This is a genomic window from Kordiimonas lacus, from assembly GCF_001550055.1.
In the GTDB taxonomy this organism is placed as follows: domain Bacteria; phylum Pseudomonadota; class Alphaproteobacteria; order Sphingomonadales; family Kordiimonadaceae; genus Kordiimonas; species Kordiimonas lacus.
The window spans coordinates 390,775-410,772 of record NZ_LRUA01000010.1 but is presented as its reverse complement, the minus strand read 5'-3'; the positions used below and the strand labels follow the sequence as shown (position 1 = coordinate 410,772).

The following is a 19,998-nucleotide window of genomic DNA, read 5'->3' as shown; positions in this document are numbered from 1 at the left end:
CCCGGATCGTGCTCAGTTTTTGTGGATCGCCCCTGGTGTCATACGCATCAGCGTTGCGTCCTTGCGGACCAGGTGATGATAAAGCGCGGCGCCAACATGTAGAACCAGAATGCCGATCAGGACGAATGCCATGCTTTCATGGATTTCCTCAAACAAATGCTCCAGCGCCTTGCGGTCGACGCCGCTGTCGAAAAGAGGCAGGTGCGGCAGCTCCACCAGGCCGAAAATCTCGGTCGGGATCTGTAGCGGCGAAGCGGAAACCATCATCCATCCGACAATCGGCATCATGATCATGATGGCATAGAGTGCCCAATGCGTGAGGCTTGCGGCGCGCAACATCCATCCTGAGATGATTGGCGCAGGCGGCGGTGCCTTGATGCGCCAGCCCAGGCGGACAAGCGTTATCAGAAGAAGCAGGATTCCGAAGGATTTATGCAGCTGGTACAGGGTGAATTTCAGCTCGATATTGCCGTCCGGCATGCCAGTCATGATGAAGCCAAGGCCCAGCAGGACCAGAATGATGGCCGCGGTCAGCCAGTGCAGCAGCATGGCGGTGCCTGTGTAGCGTTCAATCACGTCATGTGACATCGGGTTTATCCCTCCCACTGGCCCGAAAGGACAGCGCCGAAAGAATATTCTACGTCATCTGGGCCGTTCCAGACCAGCAGCTTGCGCAAATGTGATCAATATGGTGGCCGCACGCCATGCCTATTCGGCCTCCAGCGGGTAGGCTGGCTGGTCTTTCTGCTCCCGGATATTGGTAAATGCGGTGGCCGCTTCCAGCGCCGCCTCAAGGCCATCCTTGTCTTCGGCTTCGATCATTGCGCCAATGTCCTGGGCGCGCTGCAGCAGAAACCGGTCGAAGATATCCCGCACAGGCAAGGTGGCCAGCGTGGCGATCTCGGTCAGGGCTTCCTGGCGCTCGTCGCTCTTGCCGTAGGCCAGATATTTGATGAATTCATATCGTACGCCGATATCCTCGGGTGCCAGCGCTACAGCCCTTTCAAAATGGGCCCGGGCCTTGCTGCGTTTTCCGCCAAGTGCCAGCCGGGCGAAAAAACCGGCTTCATAGACGGAGGTATGCCATCCGCCCAATGCGGCATGTAAAATACCGTAGTCGTCTGAAACAACTAATAGGTCTTCAAGCAGGAGCAGCGATGCCTTGGCGTATTTGGCCTTCTTCAGGCGTTTGCCCTCAAACCCGAGGCCAATGGCATAGCTGATATGGGCATCCACATGGGTGGGCTCAATGGCCACTGCGGCCTTGCAGTCATCCAGCGCGCGGTGGAGCGAGCGCACGCTGGCCTCGCCGGTTTGATAAAAACCGCCCAGCACCAGGCCAGTGCGGCAGGCGGCGGCAAATCCGTCAGGAGTGCCGGCTTGTGCGAAAAGCTCGCGGGCCCGCACAAAGTCCCCGGCCTTGTAGGCTTGCCATCCCAAAGCTTCATCGGCGCGGGCGGTCAGGGGAAAGCAAAGCGTGAGGCACAGGCTTAAAAGAAGGGCTTTCATGAAATCCAGCATAGGGGGGCTGAGATGAACCTGAGCATAACAGCAATGTTTTCCCAAGGCTCAGGCCCTCCAGAAGGCGGGTGAAAAGAGAACCAGTACGGAGAAAAGCTCCAGCCGGCCGATCAGCATGCCGAACGACAGGAGCCACTTGGCGGTGTCTGTCAGGCTGGAGAAATTACCGGCGGGGCCGACCACATCGCCAACGCCCGGGCCCACATTGGCCATGGCGCTGCCGACAGCCGACATGGCGGTGATCAGGTCTGCACCTGTGCTGGCGACAAGGATCGATAGCACCAGGAAAATGGCCATGAAAAACATCAGGAAGCTCATCACCGAGCCGCGCACATCGCTCGGGATCGGGCGGCCGTTATAGCGCGCCACAAACACACCGTTCGGCTGCACCGTGTGCCGGATCCAGCTGCGCATGGACTTGAGGAGCACCTGGAAGCGGAAGATCTTGATGCCGCAGCTTGTTGACCCGGCACAGCCACCAATGAACATGACGAAAAAGAACAGCGTCGAGGAGAAAGCCCCCCACTGGCCATAGTCGGTGGAGGCATAGCCGGTGCCGGTGAGCACCGAAATGATATTGAGGCTGCCAAACCGGAAGGCGTCCGCGATCGTGAAATCTTTCCAGATCACCAGCCATATGGTCACAAAAGCGCACAGGAACATCACGAGAGAGAGGAAACCGCGCGTCTGTTCATCCCGCCAGATCGCGATCGGCCGGCCGCGCAGAACCTGCAGGAACAACAGGAACGGGATTGACCCGATGATCATGAACGTTAGCGCCACCATGTCGACGCTGAAGCTGTTGAATTTGCCCAGGGACGCGTCGCTGGTGGAAAAGCCGCCGGTGGCGATGGTGGTCATGGCGTGCGCCAGCGCGTCAAACGATCCCATGCCCGCGAGCATGTAAAGCATCATGCAGAGTGCTGTGAAGGCCACATAGAGGCCACTGATGGCGATCGAAATCTGGGCGGCGCGTGGCAGGATTTTCTCAACCGTTTCAAAGCTTTCTGTCTTGAAGACCTGCATACCGCCCACCTGCAGCATCGGCAGCACGGCAACCGCCATCACAATGATCCCGATGCCGCCAAACCACTGCAGCAGCGACCGCCACAGCAGAATGCCGGGTGGCGCGCTGTCGAGCCCGGTGATCACGGTGGATCCGGTGGTCGACAGCCCGCTCATGGCCTCGAAATAAGCGTCGGTGAAGCTGAGGTCCAGTTCTGAGAAGGCCAGTGGCAGGGCGGCAAAGCCCGGCAGCACCGCCCAGGCAAGCGTGGTCACCAGGAAGGCCTGCCTGAGGTTCAGCGCATCACCGCTATCGCGGGTCGACAGCATCATCATGCCGCCAACCATGGCGGTCAGAAACAGCGCGATCAGGAAAGTCTGCCAGTCAGGGTTGCCCATCGCCAGGTCGGTCAGCGTTGGTAGGATCATGCCCGCAGCCAGCAGCACGACAAGCGCGCCAAGCGTGTAAAGAACAGGTCTGAAGTCCATGTATGCCGGGTTTCCCGCTTATGGCTGTTTGGCTCGACCAAACGATGGCCGGGCGCTAATTAATGTCCAGCGACGTATGGGGACTATCCAGCGAAAAGGCGGGAATTTCAACATCAAAGGTTTGGCCGTCGGCGCGGCGCATCTCGTAGGACCCGCGCATGAAGCCTGTAGGGGTCGAAAGCGGCGTACCGCTTGTATAAAGGAAACTGTCGCCAGGGCTGATGAGCGGCTGTTCACCCACAACGCCTTCGCCCTGCACTTCATGGATACCGCCGATACCGTCGGTAATGATCCAGTGCCGGTTGAGGAGCTTAACCGGCACATCACCTTTGTTGGTGATCTTGATCCGGTAAGCCCAGACATACTGGCCTTCTTCGGGCGCGGACTGTTCGCTCAGGAAATAGCTCTGGACAGCGATATGGACGCCTGCCGTTTCCGCTTCGAACGTCAGAACGCCATCAATCAGATCATCATCGCTGTCCATATTTACTCCTGCTGAACGACTTAGACGCCCGCTTTGTCGAGCGCCTGCATCACATCCTGAACCAGATCGTCCGCGTTCTCAAGGCCCACGGAAAAACGGATCAGGCCGGGCGTGATGCCAAGCTCCAGCCGATCCTCTTCCGCCAGCGCCTTGTGGGTGGTTGACCACGGGTGTGTGGCGATCGAGCGGCTGTCACCCAGATTGTTGGAGATATCCACAATTTCAAGGCTGTTCATGAAAGTGAAAGCCTGGTCGCGCCCGCCTGGCAGCTCGAACACCACCATGGTGCCGCCACGGTCCATCTGGGCGCGGGCCAGGTTCTGCTGCTTGAAATTGGGCAGGTCCGGGTGGCGGGTGTCCACTACACGGTCGGCCACTGCTTTCGCCACTTTTTCGGCGTTATCGCACATGCCGTGGACACGCAGGCTCAGGGTCTCAAGGCTCTTGAGGTTGACCCAGGCATTGAAGGGCGACATGGCGCAGCCTGTGTGCCGGTAATAGGCGTAGAGATGCTCTTCATCAAACTCTTTGCTGCACAGCACGATGCCGCCAAGGCAGCGGCCCTGACCGTCGATATGCTTGGTGGTGGAATAGGCCACAATATCGGCGCCAAGCTCCATGGGGCGCTGCAGCACGGGGGTGGCGAACACATTGTCGACCACAAGAAGCGCGCCGTTTTCGTGCGCCAGGTCTGCCAGCGCGCGGATATCAACGATCTCCAGCGTCGGGTTGGCGGGCGTCTCAGTAAATAGGATCTTGGTGTTGGGCTTGATGCCCGCTTTCCAGGCCTCAAGGTCCGTGCCGTCCACCACGGTTGTCTCAATGCCGAGGCGCGGCAGGTAGGTGTCGAGCAGCCAGCGGCAGGAGCCAAAGAGCGCCCGCGCGGCCAAAACATGGTCGCCCGCCCTCAGGCTGGCCATCAAGGATGCTGTCATGGCCGCCATGCCGGTGCCGGTGGCCCGGCCCACGTCTGCACCCTCCAGAAGCGCCATACGTTCTTCGAACATGGCCACGGTCGGGTTCGTCTGGCGGCTGTAGGTGAAACCTTCCGCGCGGCCGTCGAAGCGCGCTTCCGCCACCTCGGCTGTTTCATAGGTGAAGGCGGAGGTCATGAACATGGCCTCAGACATTTCCCCGAAGTCGGACCGCATCGAGCCCGCGCGTACCATCTGGGTCTGGCGATCCCATTTTTTGGTCTTGCTGCGGTCTGTACCGGTGCGGTTTTTCATCTGTAGTCTCCAGATCTTGCTAACTTCAGGGGTTCATTGCATATGCATAAAAGTACGCGAACCTTTGATGCGCCGCCATTTCTGACGCGTCAAGACAAAGCATGTGATGGCAGTCTATCATTTCTTGCTTTTCAGAGAAGCTGTCGTTAATGGTGATCTCATCAGCCATAGTGCGCGGGTGTAGCTCAATGGTAGAGCAGAAGCTTCCCAAGCTTAAGACGAGGGTTCGATTCCCTTCACCCGCTCCAATCTTTGCTTTTCAGTATATGAACGCCACAGGCCGGACAGGCACGCCATTGCCATCCTTGATGTTTAGCGGCAATCCAATGAACAACACCTGCTTTTTGCCGATCAATTGGTCGATGTTTACCAGTTGTTCATATGTGGCGATGCCAGCGGTCAGCAAGCTGTAGTGAACCGGGAGCAGGGCCTTATAACCTGTCTCGCCGCTAGTCACACGTCGTTCCAGTTCATCCAAGTGTTCAACGGACAAGGCGTCGGTTCCGAAGGCCGCAATATTTTTGCTCGCCAGGAATTCGGCTGCCGCTTCGGACAAACTGGTGACGGTCAACTTGTCATTACCCTGAGGTGGCTGATAGGCGGTGTATATCAACACCACATCACCAGACTGGATGTTCTGGCTTTTGAAATCTCCGACCGTCAGTTTCGACCCTTGTGGCTTGGTTGAAAAATTGAAAACCTTGGCCGGGCCATAGAAGCGGCTTAGGGGGTATGTATCAACCCCGCCCGCGTCACGCTCAGTATGGTTCGGTGCGTCAATATGTGGGCCGCCGTGATTGAAAAGCGTGTAATAGGAATTGGCGACATAGGTGGGGGCGTTCCGATGGATCGTTTCAATCCGATTGCTTTTCTCGAAGCCATATCGCTTCAGTGTCTCTGCACCCCAAAAGGTCTCGGGCGTTTTTTCTGTAATCAGAGCGCCAAGGTCGACTACCTGGCGTGGCATGGGCAACCTGTCTGAATGTTCATCTTTCAGGGTATCGGCAAATACAGGCGACAGGGCCACACTGGTTACTACAAGAAATAGACCAAACTTGCGGAGCATGATGCCTCCTGCGCTGGATGTCTGACGGGCTGAGCTTACACTTTTCCCTCTCCAAGGGCCAATATGGAATACCATTCATTGGCGGTTGGGCTGACGCTCAATGGGTGAGCAGAAGCGCCGCAAGCTAAGGTAAGGGTTCGATTCCCTTCACCTGCTCCAATCTCCGACAGTCTGAATATGTGGCGATCCTGGGCCTGTGCCCTTGGGTCGTTTACGTCTGTGCGTCCGCAGTCCTGGTGAAGCACAGCACCCCGCTGTCGATCATCTCATAGTCCAGAAAGAAGCCCCGGTCTTCGATGCTGCGGATCATGGCGTTGGTCTCAGTCCTGCCCGCGGCCCGGTAGTGGATTTCCATCACGATCTTCTCGATCCCCGTCAGGTCCAGGCCGTTGAACAGATGGACCTCGGCGCCTTCGATATCCACGATCAGAACGTTCGCGCGGTGCTCCGTGATCTTGTCTTCAAGGCAGGCTGCGGGCACCTTGATGGTTTCCACGGTGCCTTCCCTTGGCGCAAGCGAGGATGCCCAGAAATTCTGGTGCACATGAAAGTCCACCAGCCCGTTGGGCAGGGACGCGCGCGGGAACAGCGCCTGCTGGAACACTTGAATTTCAAAGCCGTTGCGCTTGAAATTATCGGCCGACCACTCAATCAGGTAGGGGTTCAGCTCAAACGAGAAGATATTCTCGGCGCCAATGATGTCTGCGGCTTTCATGGCGGTGATGCCTATACCGCCGCCAACTTCCACAATCCGGTCCCCCGGTGTCAGCACTTTCTTCATCAGCGTCAACTCAACGGCTTCATACCAGCCTTGCAGCATGGACCGAAGGATCGGCATGGACACGGCGTCCTTGTCGATACCGATTTTTAATCCGTGAAGCCGGATAAGGTCTTTGGCGATGAACGACATGGATGCCCTATTCTATGCTTGATGGTCTGCGCTGTTTTGATGCGCTGCCCAAGGGGACACGTCAAGATAAAGCTGTCGACCATCTGTCATTTCCAGCCGGGCTTTGCCTTTCTCCCAAATTGCCATAGAGTTCCGGCGCAACATCAAGCCTTTTGGGGAAGCTTATGAAAAACCTGTTGATCACCACGCTTGCTATACTGGCAATTGCCATCGGCACAGAGCTGCGCGCGGCTTCGGACACGCTGGCGCCGGTAACGGTGGAAGAAGCCGCCGCGGCTGAGGTGGTCCAGCGCCAGCTGGATGCCTACAACAGCGGCGATATCGATGCCTTTGTGGCCACCTATCATCCAGATGTCGTGTTGCAGTGGAAAGGGCGTGACCCGTTCGCCACCAATCTGGATGATGTCCGCCGTATCTATGGCGCGCTGTTTGAGAAAAAGCCGGACCTGTACGCGGTTATTTTGTCCCGCTCGGTCGACGGCAATACCGTGATTGACCGTGAACGCCTTGTCGGCAGCACCCGGGAAGCCATCGCCCGCTATGAAGTCAGGGACGGCAAGATTGCCCGTGTGTTTTTCGAGCGCATTGAAGCCCCCACAGGGGAACAGACACCCAAGAACTGACAGAAGCAGCCCACAAGGGCGGCACAGATGCGAGGATAGGATCATATGAAACGGGTCATGGTTTTCGGCAAACCCGGCGGCGGGAAGTCGTCGCTTGCCAAATATCTTGCTGCGCAGGCCGGGTTACCCCTCCATCCGCTTGACCTGATCCAGTACCGGCAAAATGGCGAGATGATGCCTAGGGACGCATTCCTTGAGGCCCACCAAGATGTCATTGACGGCGAACAGTGGGTCGTCGACGGCCTGGGAACATTAGAGACCTTCTGGCGCCGGGTGGACGCTGCCGACACGCTTGTCTATGTGGATTTGCCATACCCTCGGCACTATTGGTGGGTGACGAAACGCTGGCTTGTCAGCCTATGGCGCAAGCCTGAAGGCTGGCCCGAAGGCGCCAGTGTCTGGAAAGGCACGCTCGCCAGTTGGCGGGCGCTCAAGATGTCGCCGCGTTTCTGGAATGAGGCTTTATTAGAGAAACTTGAGGAAAAGGCCGCAGGTAAACGCCTGATCCATGTACGGTCGGTACGGGAGCTGAAACGTTTGGGGGTTAGTTTTAAAGGCTGATCTGTTCCAAACCTACAGCGGGGACCTGCCAGTTGGAAATTATCATGTGGTCCAAAAAGGCGGACGGTAAAGCCACTCGATACACGTTGACATAATGTACAAGGTCGGCAGGCCAGGCCCATTCTCCGTCGGTTAAAATGTTTGGCGCGCCAATGAAGGGACCAGTATCATTCAGGACGCCTTTGACTAGGGCTGGGCACCCGATAAAAAGATGTCCAGATTCCAGATATCGACAGACCCTTTCGAGAATGTCTTCCGGAAGGTTGTCCTGGCCGGTCGTCAAACTTGGCCCATCCGGGTCGCCGTGACGGAGTTCCTTGAAAAACCGACCCTATTCAACTTTTTCATGCCGTCGTTCCAAGCTTTCTCACTTCAGGGTTTTCGCAAATTCAGGATCAATCCAGACACGGATAACCTTGTGTGGGGGAAGTTCTTCTAAGCTGAATTCCCTGAGAGCGCCAATAAAGCCAGAAAATGTTTCTGCAAGCACCACATCGCGGGTGGGTTCCTCATGATCCCAGTACCGGATGGCGCCTGACCCGCTCATTTCCATAAGTACATAGTTGCCACACTCGGCCCAGGCGATCGGGATTGCATTTTCGGAAAGGTTTTCGATGAAACGCGCTTCTTCCTTGATTCCATCAGCCGGGATAAAGCCGGTAACGCGGCAGTCCTGGTTGTCGCCAACAGCGCACATATTGACATCGGGCACGCCGCCGTTATGGCGACCAAGAAAATCCCTGTATGCTTGTGGGAAGGTCCATCCATTTTCAGATTCAATGAGAGCGACCTGCTCATCTGTCAGTGGAAATGTGTCTCGGAATTTCATGGCTCGTTTTTTCATGAGATTGAGTTTTCAGGATATGGTCGATCACGCTTGCTCCGCTGTCATATCACCGCTAAACCGTCTGGTAAGCAATATATGAAAATTAGGGGAGCAACCATGGAACTCACCATCTGGCACAATCCGCGCTGCAGCAAATCCCGCCAGACGCTGGCAATTCTCGAAGAAAAGGGCCTGTCGCCTGTTGTGCGCTTGTATCTTGAGGACGCGCCGACGGAAGCAGAGATCAAAGATGCGCTTTCGAAGCTTGGCATGGACGACCCGCGCTCGCTGATGCGCAAGGGCGAGGCCGAGTATAAAGAGGGTGGCTGTGCCGACATGGAAGGCGAGGCGCTGGTGGCAGCCATGCATGCGACGCCAAAGCTGATCGAACGCCCGATTGTCTTCAACGCGGGCAAAGCCAGGATCGGCCGCCCACCGGAAGGTGTTGTGGAAATCCTCTGACTTGAACAAAAGTCCTTCACTGCGTTCAGTGTACTTTTGTTCAGGAAAACAAGGCGTTTAACAGGCTTGGGGCTGCCCGGCGCCTGTTAAACCAGTTCTTTTTTCAGGCCAATTTGGCTTAGATGGCCGCGCCCCCCCGCACCACCAGCAATAGCCCCACGGCCAGCAGGCCAACACCACTAACGGCATCCATATTCAGGTGGTGGCCCAGGCGCGACGTCGCAGCGCCATGCGCGATCAGCGCATAGCCAAAGATAAAGGCCCCGTCGATCAGGACGAAGGCTGTGCCATAAACGGCCGACTGCAGCGCGAGGCTCAGCGCGGGGTCGATAAAGCCGGGGAACAGCGCCATGAAAAACACGATGGCCTTGGGGTTGCTCACGCACGCCAGAAAGCCGCTGGTGAAGGCGGACCGGTAAGCTGGCGGCTTGGCGGTCTTCTCGCTCGCTGCTTTCGCGGCCTTCAAGCTTCTCCCGCCCAGATACAAAATATACAGCCCGCCGACAATCTGCAGCCACGGCAGGACGCTGGCAGCCGAGCGGACCAGCACTTCCAGGCTCATCACCGCCACCAGGATATGCACCACTGTGCCCAGAGCGTCGCCGAGCGTGGCAACAAAGGCGGCCTTCGGGCCATGCCTGACTGCCTGGCTGGAGGCCAGCGCCACCGATGGCCCGGGGGAGACTGCGATCACCAGCGTTGCCGCCAGGAACCCTAGGAACAGCGCCGTGTTCATGATGCGCCCTCAGTCTTATCTGTGGCCAGCCGCCGCTCAAGGCGCGGGTACCAGATGGCCTGCGTCAGCCCGCGCATGGCCAGGAACACCATCATGGCCATCCACAGCCCCACCAGGCCATAGGCGTCCGCCAGCGGTCCGATTGAGGGAACAAAGACCGCGACCGAGACCGCAATCGTGCCAAACATGGCGCGCCCGGCGGTGGCACCAATATAGATGCCGTCATATTGGTAACACCAGGCGCCTACGAGCGGCAGTAGCACGATTACTGGAATCACTTCCGTTGCCGCCGCGCGCACGCTTTCCAAATCTGTCAGGGCAAAGATCAACGATGCGCCGCCCAGGTAGAAGCCAAGGGCATACAGGATGGCCATGGCCCCCGACCAGATCATGCCGTACTTGACCCAGCCACGAAACTCGTGCCGCACACCTTTGCCGTATGCCGCGCCCGCCAGCGCTTCGGAGGCATAGGCGAAGCCGTCCAGCCCCAGGGCGATTAGCATCATGAAGGTATTCAGCACATGGTGCGCCGCCAGCGCCACACCGCCGAGCGCCGCCGCCTCGCGGGTCAGCAGCGCGAAGGCGAAGATCAGCAACAGGGTGCGGACAAAGATAAAGCCGTTCACGCTCATCAGCTTTTTCATCTTGGCCGGGTTATAGGTCTCACTCTCGCGTACGGCGGCGGCCAGCGCCTTCAAGCCCAGGGTACGGCTGATAAAGGCAAACCCCAGTGCCACCGCCAGCCATTCGGCGATCAGTGACCCCAGTGCCACACCGGCAACCCCCATGTCGAACCCCAGCACGAACAGCAGGCTGAGCACGGCGTTGGCAATATTGAGCGTCAGCTGCACATAAAGCGACAGCTTGGCCCGCGCTGTGCCGATCAGGAAACCGTTGATCCCCAGCCCCAGCAACGCCGCTGGGATGGCCCACGCCCGGATGTCAAAATAAGTGTCAAAGAGCGGGATGACATCAGCAGGCGGGTCAAGGAACCCCAGGGCTGCGACACGAAACGGCGTGGACAGCGCCAGGAAAAGAAGCCCAAGCAGCGCCGCCAGCATTGTGGCGCGCAAGAGCACCCGCGCCACCTGGTCCTGATCGTCGCGCCCATGCGCCTGCGCCACCAGGCCGGTGGTGCTCATGCGCAGGAAGCCGCACGCCCAGTAAACATAGCTGAACAGAAGGCTGCCGACGCTGACGGCTGCCAGATATTTGGCCGCCGGCAGGTGGCCGATGATCCAGGTGTCCACAAGTCCCACAAGCGGGGCGGAGGAATTGGCGATGATGGCCGGGCCGGCGATGGCCCAGATGCGCCTGTGGGGGTGGGCGAGGACGGGCTTGGTCACGGCTTGGTCTTTCGCGCGGCCTTTTTGGGCACACGGTGGGCCCTATGGGTGTGCCCAAAATGGGAAAAAGGGCACATTGGGGGCCGATGTGTGCCCTTTTGGTGTGTCCCTATTCCGGGCACCGCCCCACGCCCACATATTTGAAGCCCTCGCCAGCCAGGTCGGCGCGGCCATAGATATTCCTCAGGTCAACCATCACCGGCGCCTTCAGAAGGTCTTTCATACGCCCGACGTCAAGCGCCCGATACTGGTTCCATTCGGTCAGGATCACCAGCGCATCGGCGCCTTTCATGGCCTCATAGGGGTCGTCACAAAACTCCATGTTTTCAAGGAGTTCACGCGCCTCATCCATGCCCTTTGGGTCATGGGCGGCGATGCTGGCGCCCGCTGCCTGTAGCGCCGGGATGATATCCAGCGACGGGCTCTCGCGCATGTCGTCGGTGTTGGGTTTGAACGTCAGCCCAAGGATCGCGATCCGCTTGCCGTCGACCGACCCACCGCAGGCGCGGATGATCTTGTCGGCCATGGCGCGTTTGCGCTCCTCGTTCACCTCAACAACGGACCGCACGATCCGCATCGGCACCTTGTGTTCGTCCGCGGTGCTCACTAAAGCCCTGGTATCCTTGGGGAAACAGCTGCCGCCATAACCTGGGCCCGCATGCAGGAATTTGCCGCCGATGCGGCTGTCGAGGCCGATGCCCTTGGCCACTTCCTGCACGTCCGCGCCCACTTTTTCGCACAGATCGGCCATCTCATTAATGAAGCTGATCTTGGTGGCCAGGAAGGCGTTGGCGGCATATTTGATCACTTCCGCCGTCTCGCGGCTGGTGAACAACACTGGCGTTTCATTCAGGAACAGCGGCCGATAGAGCTCCTTCAGGACCGCCTGGGCACGATCAGTGTCCGCGCCGCACACCACCCGGTTGGGCCTCATGAAGTCCTCGATTGCCGCCCCTTCGCGCAGGAATTCTGGGTTTGACGCCACATCAAACAGGCTTTTGTCCAGCCTTGCTGCCAGGATGTCATTGATCTTTGCGCCCGTACCAACAGGGACGGTCGATTTGGTCACCACGACCGTATAGTCCTGGATATAGGCGGCGGCTTCTTCCACGGCGGCGAACACATACTGCAGATCCGCCTGGCCATCGCCCCGTCGACTTGGGGTCCCAACCGCGATAAACACGGCTTCTGCCTCCGCCATCGCGGCTTTGAGGTCTGTCGTGAAATGGAGCCGCCTTGCCGAGCGGTTTTTGGCCACCATGACATCCAGCCCAGGCTCATAGATGGGCATGACATTCTGGTTCAGCGCATCAATTTTTCGAGGGTCCTTGTCCACGCAGGTAACTGAGTGACCGAACTCGGAAAAACAGGTGCCGGAAACAAGCCCTACATAACCAGTGCCGATGACTGCGATCTTCATGATCTTTTCCCTGAAACAATGCCTTAGCTGACGTTCATTGCAGCTAGCGGCGCCTTCGTCAATGGCGCATGCCATAGCGTGGTGATATTACGCTATTGTGATAGGGTAATTCCATCGCCCCCATTTTTTGCGAAGGGTGGTGCGTTTCCTGTCCGTAACAGGATCAGAGAATGTGTACTGCCTGAAGAGTAAGAGCTTGCGGCAAAAGAGTGAAGAACTGGATGACGAAACGCTGGTAACACATGTTGCTGCGGCTGACAGGGGGGCTTACGCCGTGCTGGTGCATCGGCACGGCCTCCGCTACCGGGCGCTTGCGTACCGTATGACGGGCGATTTGGCGCTTGCGGAGGATCTTGTGCAGGAAGCCTTTGTCAAGCTGTGGACCCACGCGGACCGGTTTGATGCGGCCAAGGCCAAGTTCACCACTTGGTTTCACCGTATTGTGGTGAACCGGTGTCTGGACGAAAAGCGCAAACGCACCCATGATCCGCTACCAGAGGGGTTTGACCAGGAAGACGAGGCAGATAACGCCGAAGAGACCATGGTCACCGACAACGCCAACCGTGCCCTGAGGGCGGCAGTTTCAAGGCTACCGGAACGCCAGCGGGTAGCGGTGACACTGAGTTATTTTGACGGCCTGTCGAACATAGAAGCGGCGGACGTTATGGAACTGAAATTGAAAGCCTATGAAAGCCTTTTGGTACGGGCGCGGGCGAAGCTCAGGGACGAGCTTGAAAACAGCAAGTCTGGTTTGCTTGCGGTTTTAGGATAGGAGGGCAAAGATGAAGCCCATGACGATTGAAGAATTTGAACTGGCGCGGGTGGCGCACGGGACGGATATGGCCAACTGGCCTACTGATGTCGCTGACCGAGCGCGCCTGTTCCTGAAAACCGATGAAGGGGCTGCTTTTGCAGCCTCTGAGTTGGCGCTTGATGCCCGGTTGGCGGCCTTCGCCGACCCGCCTGGTACGCAGGCCAGGGCTGATGTGTTTCTCGGCCGGCTTCTGGATGTGCCCGTACAGCATATGCCGGTGCAGCAAGCAAATAGCGGGTTTCTTTCCGCCCTCGCAGGCCTGTATCAGGACTTCCGAACCCTGTTCTCCCCGCTGGGACTGGCGTCCCAAGGCGTTGCGTATGCCCTTGTTCTGGTCGTAGGGGTTTTTGTTGGGCTACAACAGCCCTATGATGAAGAAAGCTCAGTTGATTTGAGCAGTACGCTTTTTTCCAGTAGTGCCGATTTCTACCTTGAGGATCAATAAGATATGACCGGCAAAATGAAATGGATATTGGTTCTCCTTGCCGCTTCGCTGGCCGTCAACCTGTTCATTGGCGGCGTGATGCTCGGGCGGCAAATCCGCGGTGAAGAGGGCCCCATGGGCAGCCCCCGCGAGCGGGTGGAGTTTAACCTGCGACGCCTTGCATCCTATTTGCCGGAATCCGAGCAGGACCAACTGCGGATGATCATGCGCGACCACCGCCAGAAGCTGAGGGGTCATTTCCGGGAGATGCGTGTGAGCGAACAACGCATCAAGGATCTGTTACTGGCCGAAACTGTCGACCTTTCTGCCCTTGAAGCTGCGCTTGACAGCCACCAGACCAAGGCGGAAGAGCTCAAGGCTCCGCTTCGCGACATTATCCTGAATGTGGTCGCCAAACTGGATCAGGAGACACGCAAGGCACTGGCTGACGATTTGTTCGAGCGCCGCAGGCCAGGGCCCGACGGCCGCCCGCCCCGCCGATCGGGCGTAGAAGGCTTCCCATACGACCGGCGTCCACCACCGCCACTACGGGATGATGAAGGGCTTGACCCTGATGATAGGCCGCCACCACCGCCTGGGGCATAGCACCTCACATTTTCGTAAAGAATTCATGAAAATTAGCGTGGCTGGGGCTTTCGTGCTAAAATGCCCGTATGACAAGCACTAGCACGTTGCCTTCGGTCGGACCACCGCCGCCGAATATGCGGCGACCCAATGTGCCGGAGAACTTGAAACCACAGATTGCCACCCGGGCGGAAGAGCTTTCGCGCCGGGGCAATGCACGTGAGCGCCCAGAACCCGAGCCCACACCGAAGCCCAAGCCACCGGCGCCTGAACTTGAAGGGCGTCAAGGCGCAAACGGGAAACAGCCCCAGCGCAGCAATTCTGCAGTCGCCCTTCAGGTGTTAGAGGGCAGGCAAGTAACGGCAACTTCAAACGCCGTGCCCGCCAACGCCTCAATCGAACCACCGAAGGTCGAAGACCTGCAGCCAAAGCCCCAGGACATCAAGCTGTCTGGGGAACTGTCGGACGAAGACAAGGCCTATGTGCGGCAGCTCAAGTCCCGGGACCGTGAAGTGCGTGCTCATGAGGCTGCCCACGCCACAGCGGGCAGCGGTTATACCAGCCAACCCAATTTCGAATATGTTCGAGGGCCTGACGGCGTGCAGTATGCGGTTGGTGGTCATGTCAGCATTGACACAAGCGCTGTACCGGATGATCCGGAAGCCACCATTGCCAAGATGGAAGTGGTGCGTCAAGCGGCACTGGCGCCCGCCCGACCATCAGGCCAGGACCGGGCTGTGGCTGCAGCCGCCGAACAGTCCCTGAGAGCGGCGCAAGCTGAGCTTCAGGAACAGCGTACAGCAGAACAACAGGAACAGGGTGAAAGTGCCGGCGGCGCTGATGCCGCTGTGGCATCACCATTTGAATTGGCAGACCAAAGTGAAGCTGAGGCGGCGCTTGCGCCTGACGCGCCGGTGTTTGGTGTGGGTGCGCCGCGCCCTGCAGTTCAACAGCCAGTGTCTATCAGCATTGACCTGATTGCCTGACGCTTCAGCGGTGGTTGACCCCGACCGCTTCCCCAACAGAGTTGAAGCCATCGGCCTTCAGGAGCGCTGCAAGTTCGCGCTTTACCCTGTGCACTAGTGCTGGGCCTTCATAAACCAACATGGAATAAAGCTGTACCAGCGCCGCGCCCGCTTTGATCTTGGCGTAAGCGTCCTGGCCGCTCGCAATGCCGCCAACCCCCACCAAGGGCACTTTGCCGCCGGTGGCTTGGTACATGGCGCCCAGTGTTTCCGTGGACAGACTCATCAAGGGAGCTCCTGATAGGCCACCTGTTTCGCCCTTGTGTGCGGATTTCAGCGTGTCGGGTCGTGTGATGGTGGTGTTGGAGACGATCAGCCCGTCGATGTCTGTCTTTTGTGCCAGGTCGGCGATGTCTGTAATATCGGCTTCCAGCAGGTCTGGTGCGATCTTGACCAGCATTGGAATATAACGGTGGCCTTCAGCCATCTTTTCCGTGCGGGCTTCCAATACCCGCCCTATCAGGTCTTCAAGTGCAGCTTTCGACTGCAGTGCTCGCAGGCCCGGTGTGTTGGGGCTGGAGATATTGACTGTGAAATAGTCACTTAGGCCATAAAGCCGCCTGATGCCGGTAACATAATCTGCCGTCCGGTCTTCAGTGTCCTTGTTGGCACCTACGTTGGCTCCTACGGGCTGGCGCTGTTCCGGCAATGCCCTCATCTGGTTCTCAAAATAGTCGAGGCCTTCATTGTTGAAACCGAAGCGATTGATCACTGCACGGTCTTCAGACAGGCGGAATAGGCGCGGTTTGTCGTTGCCTGACTGGGGTCTGGGGGTAACCGTGCCTGCTTCGGTGAAACCAAATCCCATTTTCTGCGCGCCCATCACGGCGTCGGCGTTCTTGTCAAAACCTGCTGCCAGGCCAACAGGGTTTAAGAACCGGAGGCCGAAAGCTTCTGAAGCCAGTACAGGATCGTCAATACCGGTGCCAAAACATCCGGTGACACCGTGCTTGAGGGCCGCGATTGTCAAGTTATGGGCATTCTCAGGATCGAGTGCATGAACGAAAGGGCGGGCCAATGGGAACAGGTTAATCATTGTGTAAGTCCTCAAGAATGGGACCGAAATTAAAGCCACTCTCAGCTTTCTCCAGATGCCACACCTTACTGACAGCCGCCATGGGCAGGCGGCCATACAGATGCGGGAACAAATCACCGCCGCGGGACGGTTCCCATTTGAGCTCTGCCTTAGGTAGGCGGGCCAGATCTATGGCCAGCACGTGAATGACAGGTTCATTCGCGAAATAGCGAGCGGCGGTTTCTACTACCTGTGCGTCTGTTGAGAAGTGGATATAGCCATCTTCATGGTCGATGGGCGCGCCCGCAAAATAGTCGGCATGCTGAGCTTCAAGCCACTCGCTGGGGCGCAGAATTTTTAAAATCATGGCAGACATGCCGTTTGAATAAGCGCTTCCACAGCGCCTTTCAAGCGAATAGTGGCAGCCTGCTGGCGCTATGGGCTGGTATCCGCGGATTCGTCGGAAACTTCTGAAATAGACTCGATACGGCATGGGGTGCCACTGCGCGTGATAATGTCGTCAAACCGGGCGCACAATTGGCCGTTGACCGGGGTGAAAGACATGTATTTGTGATAATGAAGCTGCGGACAGTGTCTTTTCAGGCGCAAGAGCACATCCTTCTGGCCCTGCATTTCAAGGCGGATGACTTCATCAGTGACGATCCTGTAGCCACTTATTTTGCCGGCATCGATACATTTTTTTGCTTCAGCGGTTTCCTGGGCTTTCAGCGCCGTTGTAGGTGCAAGGCAAAGCAAGCTGGCCAAGGTCATTGTCAGAAAGTGTCGGCTTTGGTTCGGCATTGTCTTCCTCAAATTCAATCATGGCACATGGTTGAGAGAACAACCTGAACCAATCATGAATTTACAATGGCTTTCGCGAGTTACCACTTGTTTTGACCCCAATTAGTGACGACATTAGGAATTCAGGCAATGAATTTCGTCAGGGAGACGACCGGATGGCAAAAGAGATATGGCTCTGGCTGAAGGAGATGGCTGGCAAGGCGCTCGGTGGCCTTGGCGGATGGCTCAGAAAGCTATGGCGCTACCTGATGGGGTGGTTGTCGACTGTATCCGGCAGCACCTGGCGCAAGGTGGCGATTGCCGTGCCGGTGTTGGTCTTCCTTTATATCGTTTTGGGAATGATGGTCGTGCACCGTGTGGATGACAGCATGGACGATGTGCCGGCTGCCCCAAAAGGGGGATCTCAGGCGGTCACAACAGTTGCCTACTTGGTGCGCCGCGAGGCAATGGACCATAACTGGACACCAAATGATCCGATTTTCCTGCCCGGTTGGTGGGTCGACAATACACCCAATTACCAGATGGGACTCAAGAGCGCGCTTGAGCGCTTTTCGTTTGAGCTGCGCGACCAGCTTGGTCGCATGCGAGGCTCAAGCACGGTGGATGAGAACCTTCAGAGGGCGGCCAGCGGCCTGGGCATCGAGCCTGATCGCTGGGTGATTGATTTCTCTACGTCGATGTTGCCGACCAGACCGTCTGACAGTTTCTACAAGGAGGCAGTCAAGGAATTGGAGGCCTATAACGTGCGGCTTGTTCAGGGGGATGCCATCTTTGAGCGCCGCGCGGATAATTTCCTGGCGACCATTGACCGGATCGCGCTTGATCTTGGGGCGTCTTCGGCTGCTTTGGAGCAGTATGTTGGCGAAAATGCCGGGGGTGTTTTGCCTGATCTGGGCGCAGATGATCTGTTTTATCAGGTCAAGGGTCAGGTTTATGGTTATCTCATGATACTGAAGGCGCTACGGCAGGATTTCCCGAATGTGATCGAGGACAGGGAGCTCGGTGCACTCTATGATGAGCTGATTAGCTCCATGACCAGGGCCGCAATGCTTGACCCCATTCTTGTGTCGAATGGTGCAGCAGACGGCTTGGCCGCTAACCACTTGTCAGTGCAGGGTTTTTATCTGCTTCGCGCCCGAACCCAACTGAGAGAAGTGAGTAATATTTTGCTCAAATAACTTGCGGGTAAGTAAGTCATAAGACACTCTGGTGCAAGGAAACGAGGGGAACTGGCAGGGTGACAGAAGAAATTCACGGGCCGATACGGCCGGTCACAAAACGTGTTCGAAAATTGATGGTGGTCGTGGATGGGTCGCCTGAATCCAAGGTCGCTATCCGGTTTGCTGCTGCACGTGCTGCCCATATTACGGGCGGTGAGTTGATCCTGTTTCACTGCATCCGTCCCGGCGAATTCCAGCACTGGATGGCTGTGGCGGACCGCATGCGCGAGGAAGCCTATGAGGAAGCCGAAGCCCTTTTGGCTGAAGTGTCAGAGCGCCTGCATGCCTACTGTGGCGTAATCCCGGAAGTCATTATCGCCGAAGGCGAACCTCAGGAAGAAATTAAGAAAAGCATTGAAGGCCAGCAGGATATCTTCGGCCTGGTGTTGGGCGTGGGGTCTGAAGGTGGTCCTGGGCCTTTGGTGGACTATTTCACCAATGAACTGGCGAGCCAGCTACCGTGTCCGCTGTTTCTCATTCCCGGCAACATGACATACGAGCAGGTTGATGCCATGGCCTGATGGCTGGTGTATGCGCCTATTTTTCTGATTTCACCAGATCCGGCAGGGCATCTGAAAAGCTTGGATAGATCAGCTTGATGCCCAGATCGCGCTTGATTCGTTCGTTTCTCACCAGCTTGCTTTCCGCATAGAAACTCCGCGCCATCAGGCTCATCTCGGCTTGTCCCAGCGGAATCTCGGGCGGCGGCGTGATGCCCATGGCAGTGGCCGCCTCCATGATGATGTCCTGCGGTGGGCGGGGCGCGTCGTCCGCCAGGTTGAAAACGCCGCTCGGGCAGGTGCTGTTCATAGCCGTCCAGACGGTCTGGGCAATATCGGCTACATGAATCCGGCTGAATTTCTGCCCTGGTTTAACAATGCGCCGGGCCTTGCCGTCCAGAAGCGACCGCACGGCGTTGCGGCCTGGACCATAGATACCTGCAAGGCGAAAGATATGAAGTGTGGCTTCAAGTGTGCCAGTCCTTTTTCGCCAGCTGTTTTCCGCTTCCACCCGCCGCTTGCCGCGGTCCAGGCTGGGGGTGGGTGGCGTGTCTTCATCCACCCAGGCGCCGCCATGATCACCGTAGACGTTGGTGCTTGAAAGGTAGCCGATCCACTTGGGCGGCATTTGGTTATCGGCTCGACTTTTCAGCAAATTCAATACGGGATCGCCATCCACGTCCGGAGCTGTAGACACCAGCCAATGCGTAGCCGCCTGAAGGACATCCGCGAGTGCGTTTGCGTCGAAGGCGACGGGGGTAATATCCAAAGCTTCAATTTCGGCCGCCTTATCCGGATTCCGATAGGTACCGCTCACATCCCAGCCGGCTTCCTGGGCCCTTTTTGCAATGGCGCGGGCGCTGAAGCCGGGCCCGAAGATCAGGAGATGCGGATTATTCGACATAGAGGTCACTTACTGCCTTGAAATTGACACGC

General features: G+C 57.6%; 24 protein-coding genes and 1 tRNA gene. 10 read left to right on the top strand and 15 right to left on the bottom strand.

What is annotated here, in order from left to right:
• Window positions 1–12: 12 nt before the first annotated feature.
• From KORLAC_RS16785 to metZ, 5 genes are all read right to left on the bottom strand, one after another.
• Window positions 13–588, bottom strand: a complete 576-nt coding sequence (locus KORLAC_RS16785) for a cytochrome b (protein ID WP_068308687.1) — start codon at window positions 586–588, stop codon at window positions 13–15.
• Between the two features lie 120 nt (window positions 589–708).
• Entirely contained in the window at window positions 709–1,509 is an 801-nt protein-coding gene (locus tag KORLAC_RS16780; protein WP_139167390.1) for a hypothetical protein, read from the bottom strand.
• A 60-nt stretch (window positions 1,510–1,569) separates the two neighbouring features.
• Window positions 1,570–3,015, bottom strand: a complete 1,446-nt coding sequence (locus tag KORLAC_RS16775; protein ID WP_068308683.1) for a TrkH family potassium uptake protein — start codon at window positions 3,013–3,015, stop codon at window positions 1,570–1,572.
• A gap of 55 nt (window positions 3,016–3,070) precedes the next feature.
• Window positions 3,071–3,499, bottom strand: coding sequence for a Co2+/Mg2+ efflux protein ApaG (gene apaG, locus KORLAC_RS16770; RefSeq protein ID WP_068308681.1), 429 nt, complete (start codon window positions 3,497–3,499; stop codon window positions 3,071–3,073).
• Between the two features lie 20 nt (window positions 3,500–3,519).
• Window positions 3,520–4,728, bottom strand: coding sequence for an O-succinylhomoserine sulfhydrylase (metZ, locus tag KORLAC_RS16765; protein ID WP_068308679.1), 1,209 nt, complete (start codon window positions 4,726–4,728; stop codon window positions 3,520–3,522).
• Between the two features lie 174 nt (window positions 4,729–4,902).
• Between metZ and KORLAC_RS16760 the strand changes: the two genes are divergently transcribed.
• Window positions 4,903–4,976, top strand: a tRNA-Gly gene (locus KORLAC_RS16760).
• Between the two features lie 11 nt (window positions 4,977–4,987).
• Here the strand turns inward: KORLAC_RS16760 and KORLAC_RS16755 are convergent.
• Entirely contained in the window at window positions 4,988–5,794 is an 807-nt protein-coding gene (locus KORLAC_RS16755; protein WP_068308677.1) for a cyclase family protein, read from the bottom strand.
• Between the two features lie 211 nt (window positions 5,795–6,005).
• On the bottom strand, window positions 6,006–6,704 hold the full coding sequence (locus KORLAC_RS16750; RefSeq protein WP_068308676.1) for an FkbM family methyltransferase: 699 nt from the start codon (window positions 6,702–6,704) through the stop codon (window positions 6,006–6,008).
• A gap of 164 nt (window positions 6,705–6,868) precedes the next feature.
• Here KORLAC_RS16750 and KORLAC_RS16745 point away from each other — a divergent pair, with 164 nt between their 5' ends.
• Window positions 6,869–7,327, top strand: coding sequence for a nuclear transport factor 2 family protein (locus KORLAC_RS16745; protein ID WP_068308674.1), 459 nt, complete (start codon window positions 6,869–6,871; stop codon window positions 7,325–7,327).
• Between the two features lie 45 nt (window positions 7,328–7,372).
• Entirely contained in the window at window positions 7,373–7,888 is a 516-nt protein-coding gene (locus KORLAC_RS16740; protein ID WP_068308672.1) for a P-loop NTPase family protein, read from the top strand.
• Window positions 7,889–8,255: 367 nt separating this feature from the next.
• Here the strand turns inward: KORLAC_RS16740 and KORLAC_RS16730 are convergent, their stop codons facing one another.
• Complete coding sequence (locus KORLAC_RS16730) at window positions 8,256–8,717, bottom strand: SMI1/KNR4 family protein (RefSeq protein WP_160328658.1); 462 nt, start codon at window positions 8,715–8,717, stop codon at window positions 8,256–8,258.
• A gap of 114 nt (window positions 8,718–8,831) precedes the next feature.
• Here KORLAC_RS16730 and arsC point away from each other — a divergent pair, with 114 nt between their 5' ends.
• Window positions 8,832–9,176 (top strand): arsenate reductase (glutaredoxin), encoded by a 345-nt coding sequence (gene arsC / locus KORLAC_RS16725; protein ID WP_068308668.1) that lies wholly within the window; start codon window positions 8,832–8,834, stop codon window positions 9,174–9,176.
• A gap of 118 nt (window positions 9,177–9,294) precedes the next feature.
• On the opposite strand, the gene KORLAC_RS16720 is transcribed toward arsC, so the two are convergent.
• The 3 genes from KORLAC_RS16720 to KORLAC_RS16710 form a co-directional block, all read right to left on the bottom strand.
• Window positions 9,295–9,912 (bottom strand): LysE family translocator, encoded by a 618-nt coding sequence (locus KORLAC_RS16720; protein WP_068308665.1) that lies wholly within the window; start codon window positions 9,910–9,912, stop codon window positions 9,295–9,297.
• On the bottom strand, window positions 9,909–11,258 hold the full coding sequence (locus tag KORLAC_RS16715) for an MATE family efflux transporter (protein ID WP_068308663.1): 1,350 nt from the start codon (window positions 11,256–11,258) through the stop codon (window positions 9,909–9,911). Before KORLAC_RS16715 ends, KORLAC_RS16720 begins: the two co-directional genes overlap by 4 nt.
• A gap of 109 nt (window positions 11,259–11,367) precedes the next feature.
• Window positions 11,368–12,678 carry a UDP-glucose dehydrogenase family protein gene (locus KORLAC_RS16710; protein WP_068308660.1) on the bottom strand — a complete coding sequence of 437 codons (1,311 nt, stop codon included), beginning with the start codon at window positions 12,676–12,678 and terminating at the stop codon, window positions 11,368–11,370.
• A 196-nt stretch (window positions 12,679–12,874) separates the two neighbouring features.
• On the opposite strand from KORLAC_RS16710, the gene KORLAC_RS16705 reads away from it, so the two are divergent.
• The 4 genes from KORLAC_RS16705 (at window position 12,875) to KORLAC_RS16690 (ending at window position 15,487) form a co-directional block, all read left to right on the top strand.
• Window positions 12,875–13,450 (top strand): sigma-70 family RNA polymerase sigma factor, encoded by a 576-nt coding sequence (locus KORLAC_RS16705; RefSeq protein WP_068308658.1) that lies wholly within the window; start codon window positions 12,875–12,877, stop codon window positions 13,448–13,450.
• Between the two features lie 10 nt (window positions 13,451–13,460).
• Window positions 13,461–13,937: a hypothetical protein gene (locus tag KORLAC_RS16700; protein WP_068308656.1), complete on the top strand. Its 477-nt coding sequence runs from the start codon at window positions 13,461–13,463 to the stop codon at window positions 13,935–13,937.
• A 3-nt stretch (window positions 13,938–13,940) separates the two neighbouring features.
• Window positions 13,941–14,522 carry a periplasmic heavy metal sensor gene (locus tag KORLAC_RS16695; protein WP_068308652.1) on the top strand — a complete coding sequence of 194 codons (582 nt, stop codon included), beginning with the start codon at window positions 13,941–13,943 and terminating at the stop codon, window positions 14,520–14,522.
• Window positions 14,523–14,590: 68 nt separating this feature from the next.
• On the top strand, window positions 14,591–15,487 hold the full coding sequence (locus KORLAC_RS16690; RefSeq protein WP_206594995.1) for a putative metalloprotease CJM1_0395 family protein: 897 nt from the start codon (window positions 14,591–14,593) through the stop codon (window positions 15,485–15,487).
• A gap of 4 nt (window positions 15,488–15,491) precedes the next feature.
• Here the strand turns inward: KORLAC_RS16690 and KORLAC_RS16685 are convergent, their stop codons facing one another.
• The 3 genes from KORLAC_RS16685 to KORLAC_RS16675 all read right to left on the bottom strand — a co-directional run bounded on the left by KORLAC_RS16685 (window position 15,492) and on the right by KORLAC_RS16675 (window position 17,342).
• Window positions 15,492–16,562, bottom strand: a complete 1,071-nt coding sequence (locus KORLAC_RS16685; RefSeq protein ID WP_068308648.1) for a quinone-dependent dihydroorotate dehydrogenase — start codon at window positions 16,560–16,562, stop codon at window positions 15,492–15,494.
• Window positions 16,555–16,908, bottom strand: coding sequence for a DUF952 domain-containing protein (locus KORLAC_RS16680; protein WP_206594994.1), 354 nt, complete (start codon window positions 16,906–16,908; stop codon window positions 16,555–16,557). Before KORLAC_RS16680 ends, KORLAC_RS16685 begins: the two co-directional genes overlap by 8 nt.
• 68 nt (window positions 16,909–16,976) lie before the next feature.
• Entirely contained in the window at window positions 16,977–17,342 is a 366-nt protein-coding gene (locus KORLAC_RS16675; RefSeq protein WP_068308644.1) for a DUF6491 family protein, read from the bottom strand.
• Window positions 17,343–17,497: 155 nt separating this feature from the next.
• Here KORLAC_RS16675 and KORLAC_RS16670 point away from each other — a divergent pair, with 155 nt between their 5' ends.
• Together KORLAC_RS16670 and KORLAC_RS16665 are read left to right on the top strand one after the other, a co-directional pair.
• Window positions 17,498–18,520 carry a DUF2333 family protein gene (locus KORLAC_RS16670; RefSeq protein WP_068308642.1) on the top strand — a complete coding sequence of 341 codons (1,023 nt, stop codon included), beginning with the start codon at window positions 17,498–17,500 and terminating at the stop codon, window positions 18,518–18,520.
• 59 nt (window positions 18,521–18,579) lie between these two features.
• The gene (locus KORLAC_RS16665) at window positions 18,580–19,083 is read left to right on the top strand and encodes a universal stress protein (RefSeq protein WP_068308640.1); all 504 of its coding nucleotides are present in this window, start codon (window positions 18,580–18,582) and stop codon (window positions 19,081–19,083) included.
• Window positions 19,084–19,099: 16 nt separating this feature from the next.
• Here the strand turns inward: KORLAC_RS16665 and KORLAC_RS16660 are convergent, their stop codons facing one another.
• Entirely contained in the window at window positions 19,100–19,966 is an 867-nt protein-coding gene (locus KORLAC_RS16660) for an SDR family oxidoreductase (protein ID WP_068308638.1), read from the bottom strand.
• Window positions 19,967–19,998: the final 32 nt, after the last annotated feature.

What these genes read in the sequence shown, in the direction of transcription:
- KORLAC_RS16785 (WP_068308687.1), bottom strand. Translation starts at nt 588, where the DNA reads ATGTCACATGACGTGATTGAACGCTACACAGGCACCGCCATGCTGCTG.
- KORLAC_RS16780 (WP_139167390.1), bottom strand. Translation starts at nt 1,509, where the DNA reads ATGAAAGCCCTTCTTTTAAGCCTGTGCCTCACGCTTTGCTTTCCCCTG.
- KORLAC_RS16775 (WP_068308683.1), bottom strand. Translation starts at nt 3,015, where the DNA reads ATGGACTTCAGACCTGTTCTTTACACGCTTGGCGCGCTTGTCGTGCTG.
- apaG (WP_068308681.1), bottom strand. Translation starts at nt 3,499, where the DNA reads ATGGACAGCGATGATGATCTGATTGATGGCGTTCTGACGTTCGAAGCG.
- metZ (WP_068308679.1), bottom strand. Translation starts at nt 4,728, where the DNA reads ATGAAAAACCGCACCGGTACAGACCGCAGCAAGACCAAAAAATGGGAT.
- KORLAC_RS16755 (WP_068308677.1), bottom strand. Translation starts at nt 5,794, where the DNA reads ATGCTCCGCAAGTTTGGTCTATTTCTTGTAGTAACCAGTGTGGCCCTG.
- KORLAC_RS16750 (WP_068308676.1), bottom strand. Translation starts at nt 6,704, where the DNA reads ATGTCGTTCATCGCCAAAGACCTTATCCGGCTTCACGGATTAAAAATC.
- KORLAC_RS16745 (WP_068308674.1), top strand. Translation starts at nt 6,869, where the DNA reads ATGAAAAACCTGTTGATCACCACGCTTGCTATACTGGCAATTGCCATC.
- KORLAC_RS16740 (WP_068308672.1), top strand. Translation starts at nt 7,373, where the DNA reads ATGAAACGGGTCATGGTTTTCGGCAAACCCGGCGGCGGGAAGTCGTCG.
- KORLAC_RS16730 (WP_160328658.1), bottom strand. Translation starts at nt 8,717, where the DNA reads ATGAAATTCCGAGACACATTTCCACTGACAGATGAGCAGGTCGCTCTC.
- arsC (WP_068308668.1), top strand. Translation starts at nt 8,832, where the DNA reads ATGGAACTCACCATCTGGCACAATCCGCGCTGCAGCAAATCCCGCCAG.
- KORLAC_RS16720 (WP_068308665.1), bottom strand. Translation starts at nt 9,912, where the DNA reads ATGAACACGGCGCTGTTCCTAGGGTTCCTGGCGGCAACGCTGGTGATC.
- KORLAC_RS16710 (WP_068308660.1), bottom strand. Translation starts at nt 12,678, where the DNA reads ATGAAGATCGCAGTCATCGGCACTGGTTATGTAGGGCTTGTTTCCGGC.
- KORLAC_RS16700 (WP_068308656.1), top strand. Translation starts at nt 13,461, where the DNA reads ATGAAGCCCATGACGATTGAAGAATTTGAACTGGCGCGGGTGGCGCAC.
- KORLAC_RS16695 (WP_068308652.1), top strand. Translation starts at nt 13,941, where the DNA reads ATGACCGGCAAAATGAAATGGATATTGGTTCTCCTTGCCGCTTCGCTG.
- KORLAC_RS16690 (WP_206594995.1), top strand. Translation starts at nt 14,591, where the DNA reads ATGACAAGCACTAGCACGTTGCCTTCGGTCGGACCACCGCCGCCGAAT.
- KORLAC_RS16685 (WP_068308648.1), bottom strand. Translation starts at nt 16,562, where the DNA reads ATGATTAACCTGTTCCCATTGGCCCGCCCTTTCGTTCATGCACTCGAT.
- KORLAC_RS16680 (WP_206594994.1), bottom strand. Translation starts at nt 16,908, where the DNA reads ATGATTTTAAAAATTCTGCGCCCCAGCGAGTGGCTTGAAGCTCAGCAT.
- KORLAC_RS16675 (WP_068308644.1), bottom strand. Translation starts at nt 17,342, where the DNA reads ATGCCGAACCAAAGCCGACACTTTCTGACAATGACCTTGGCCAGCTTG.
- KORLAC_RS16670 (WP_068308642.1), top strand. Translation starts at nt 17,498, where the DNA reads ATGGCAAAAGAGATATGGCTCTGGCTGAAGGAGATGGCTGGCAAGGCG.
- KORLAC_RS16660 (WP_068308638.1), bottom strand. Translation starts at nt 19,966, where the DNA reads ATGTCGAATAATCCGCATCTCCTGATCTTCGGGCCCGGCTTCAGCGCC.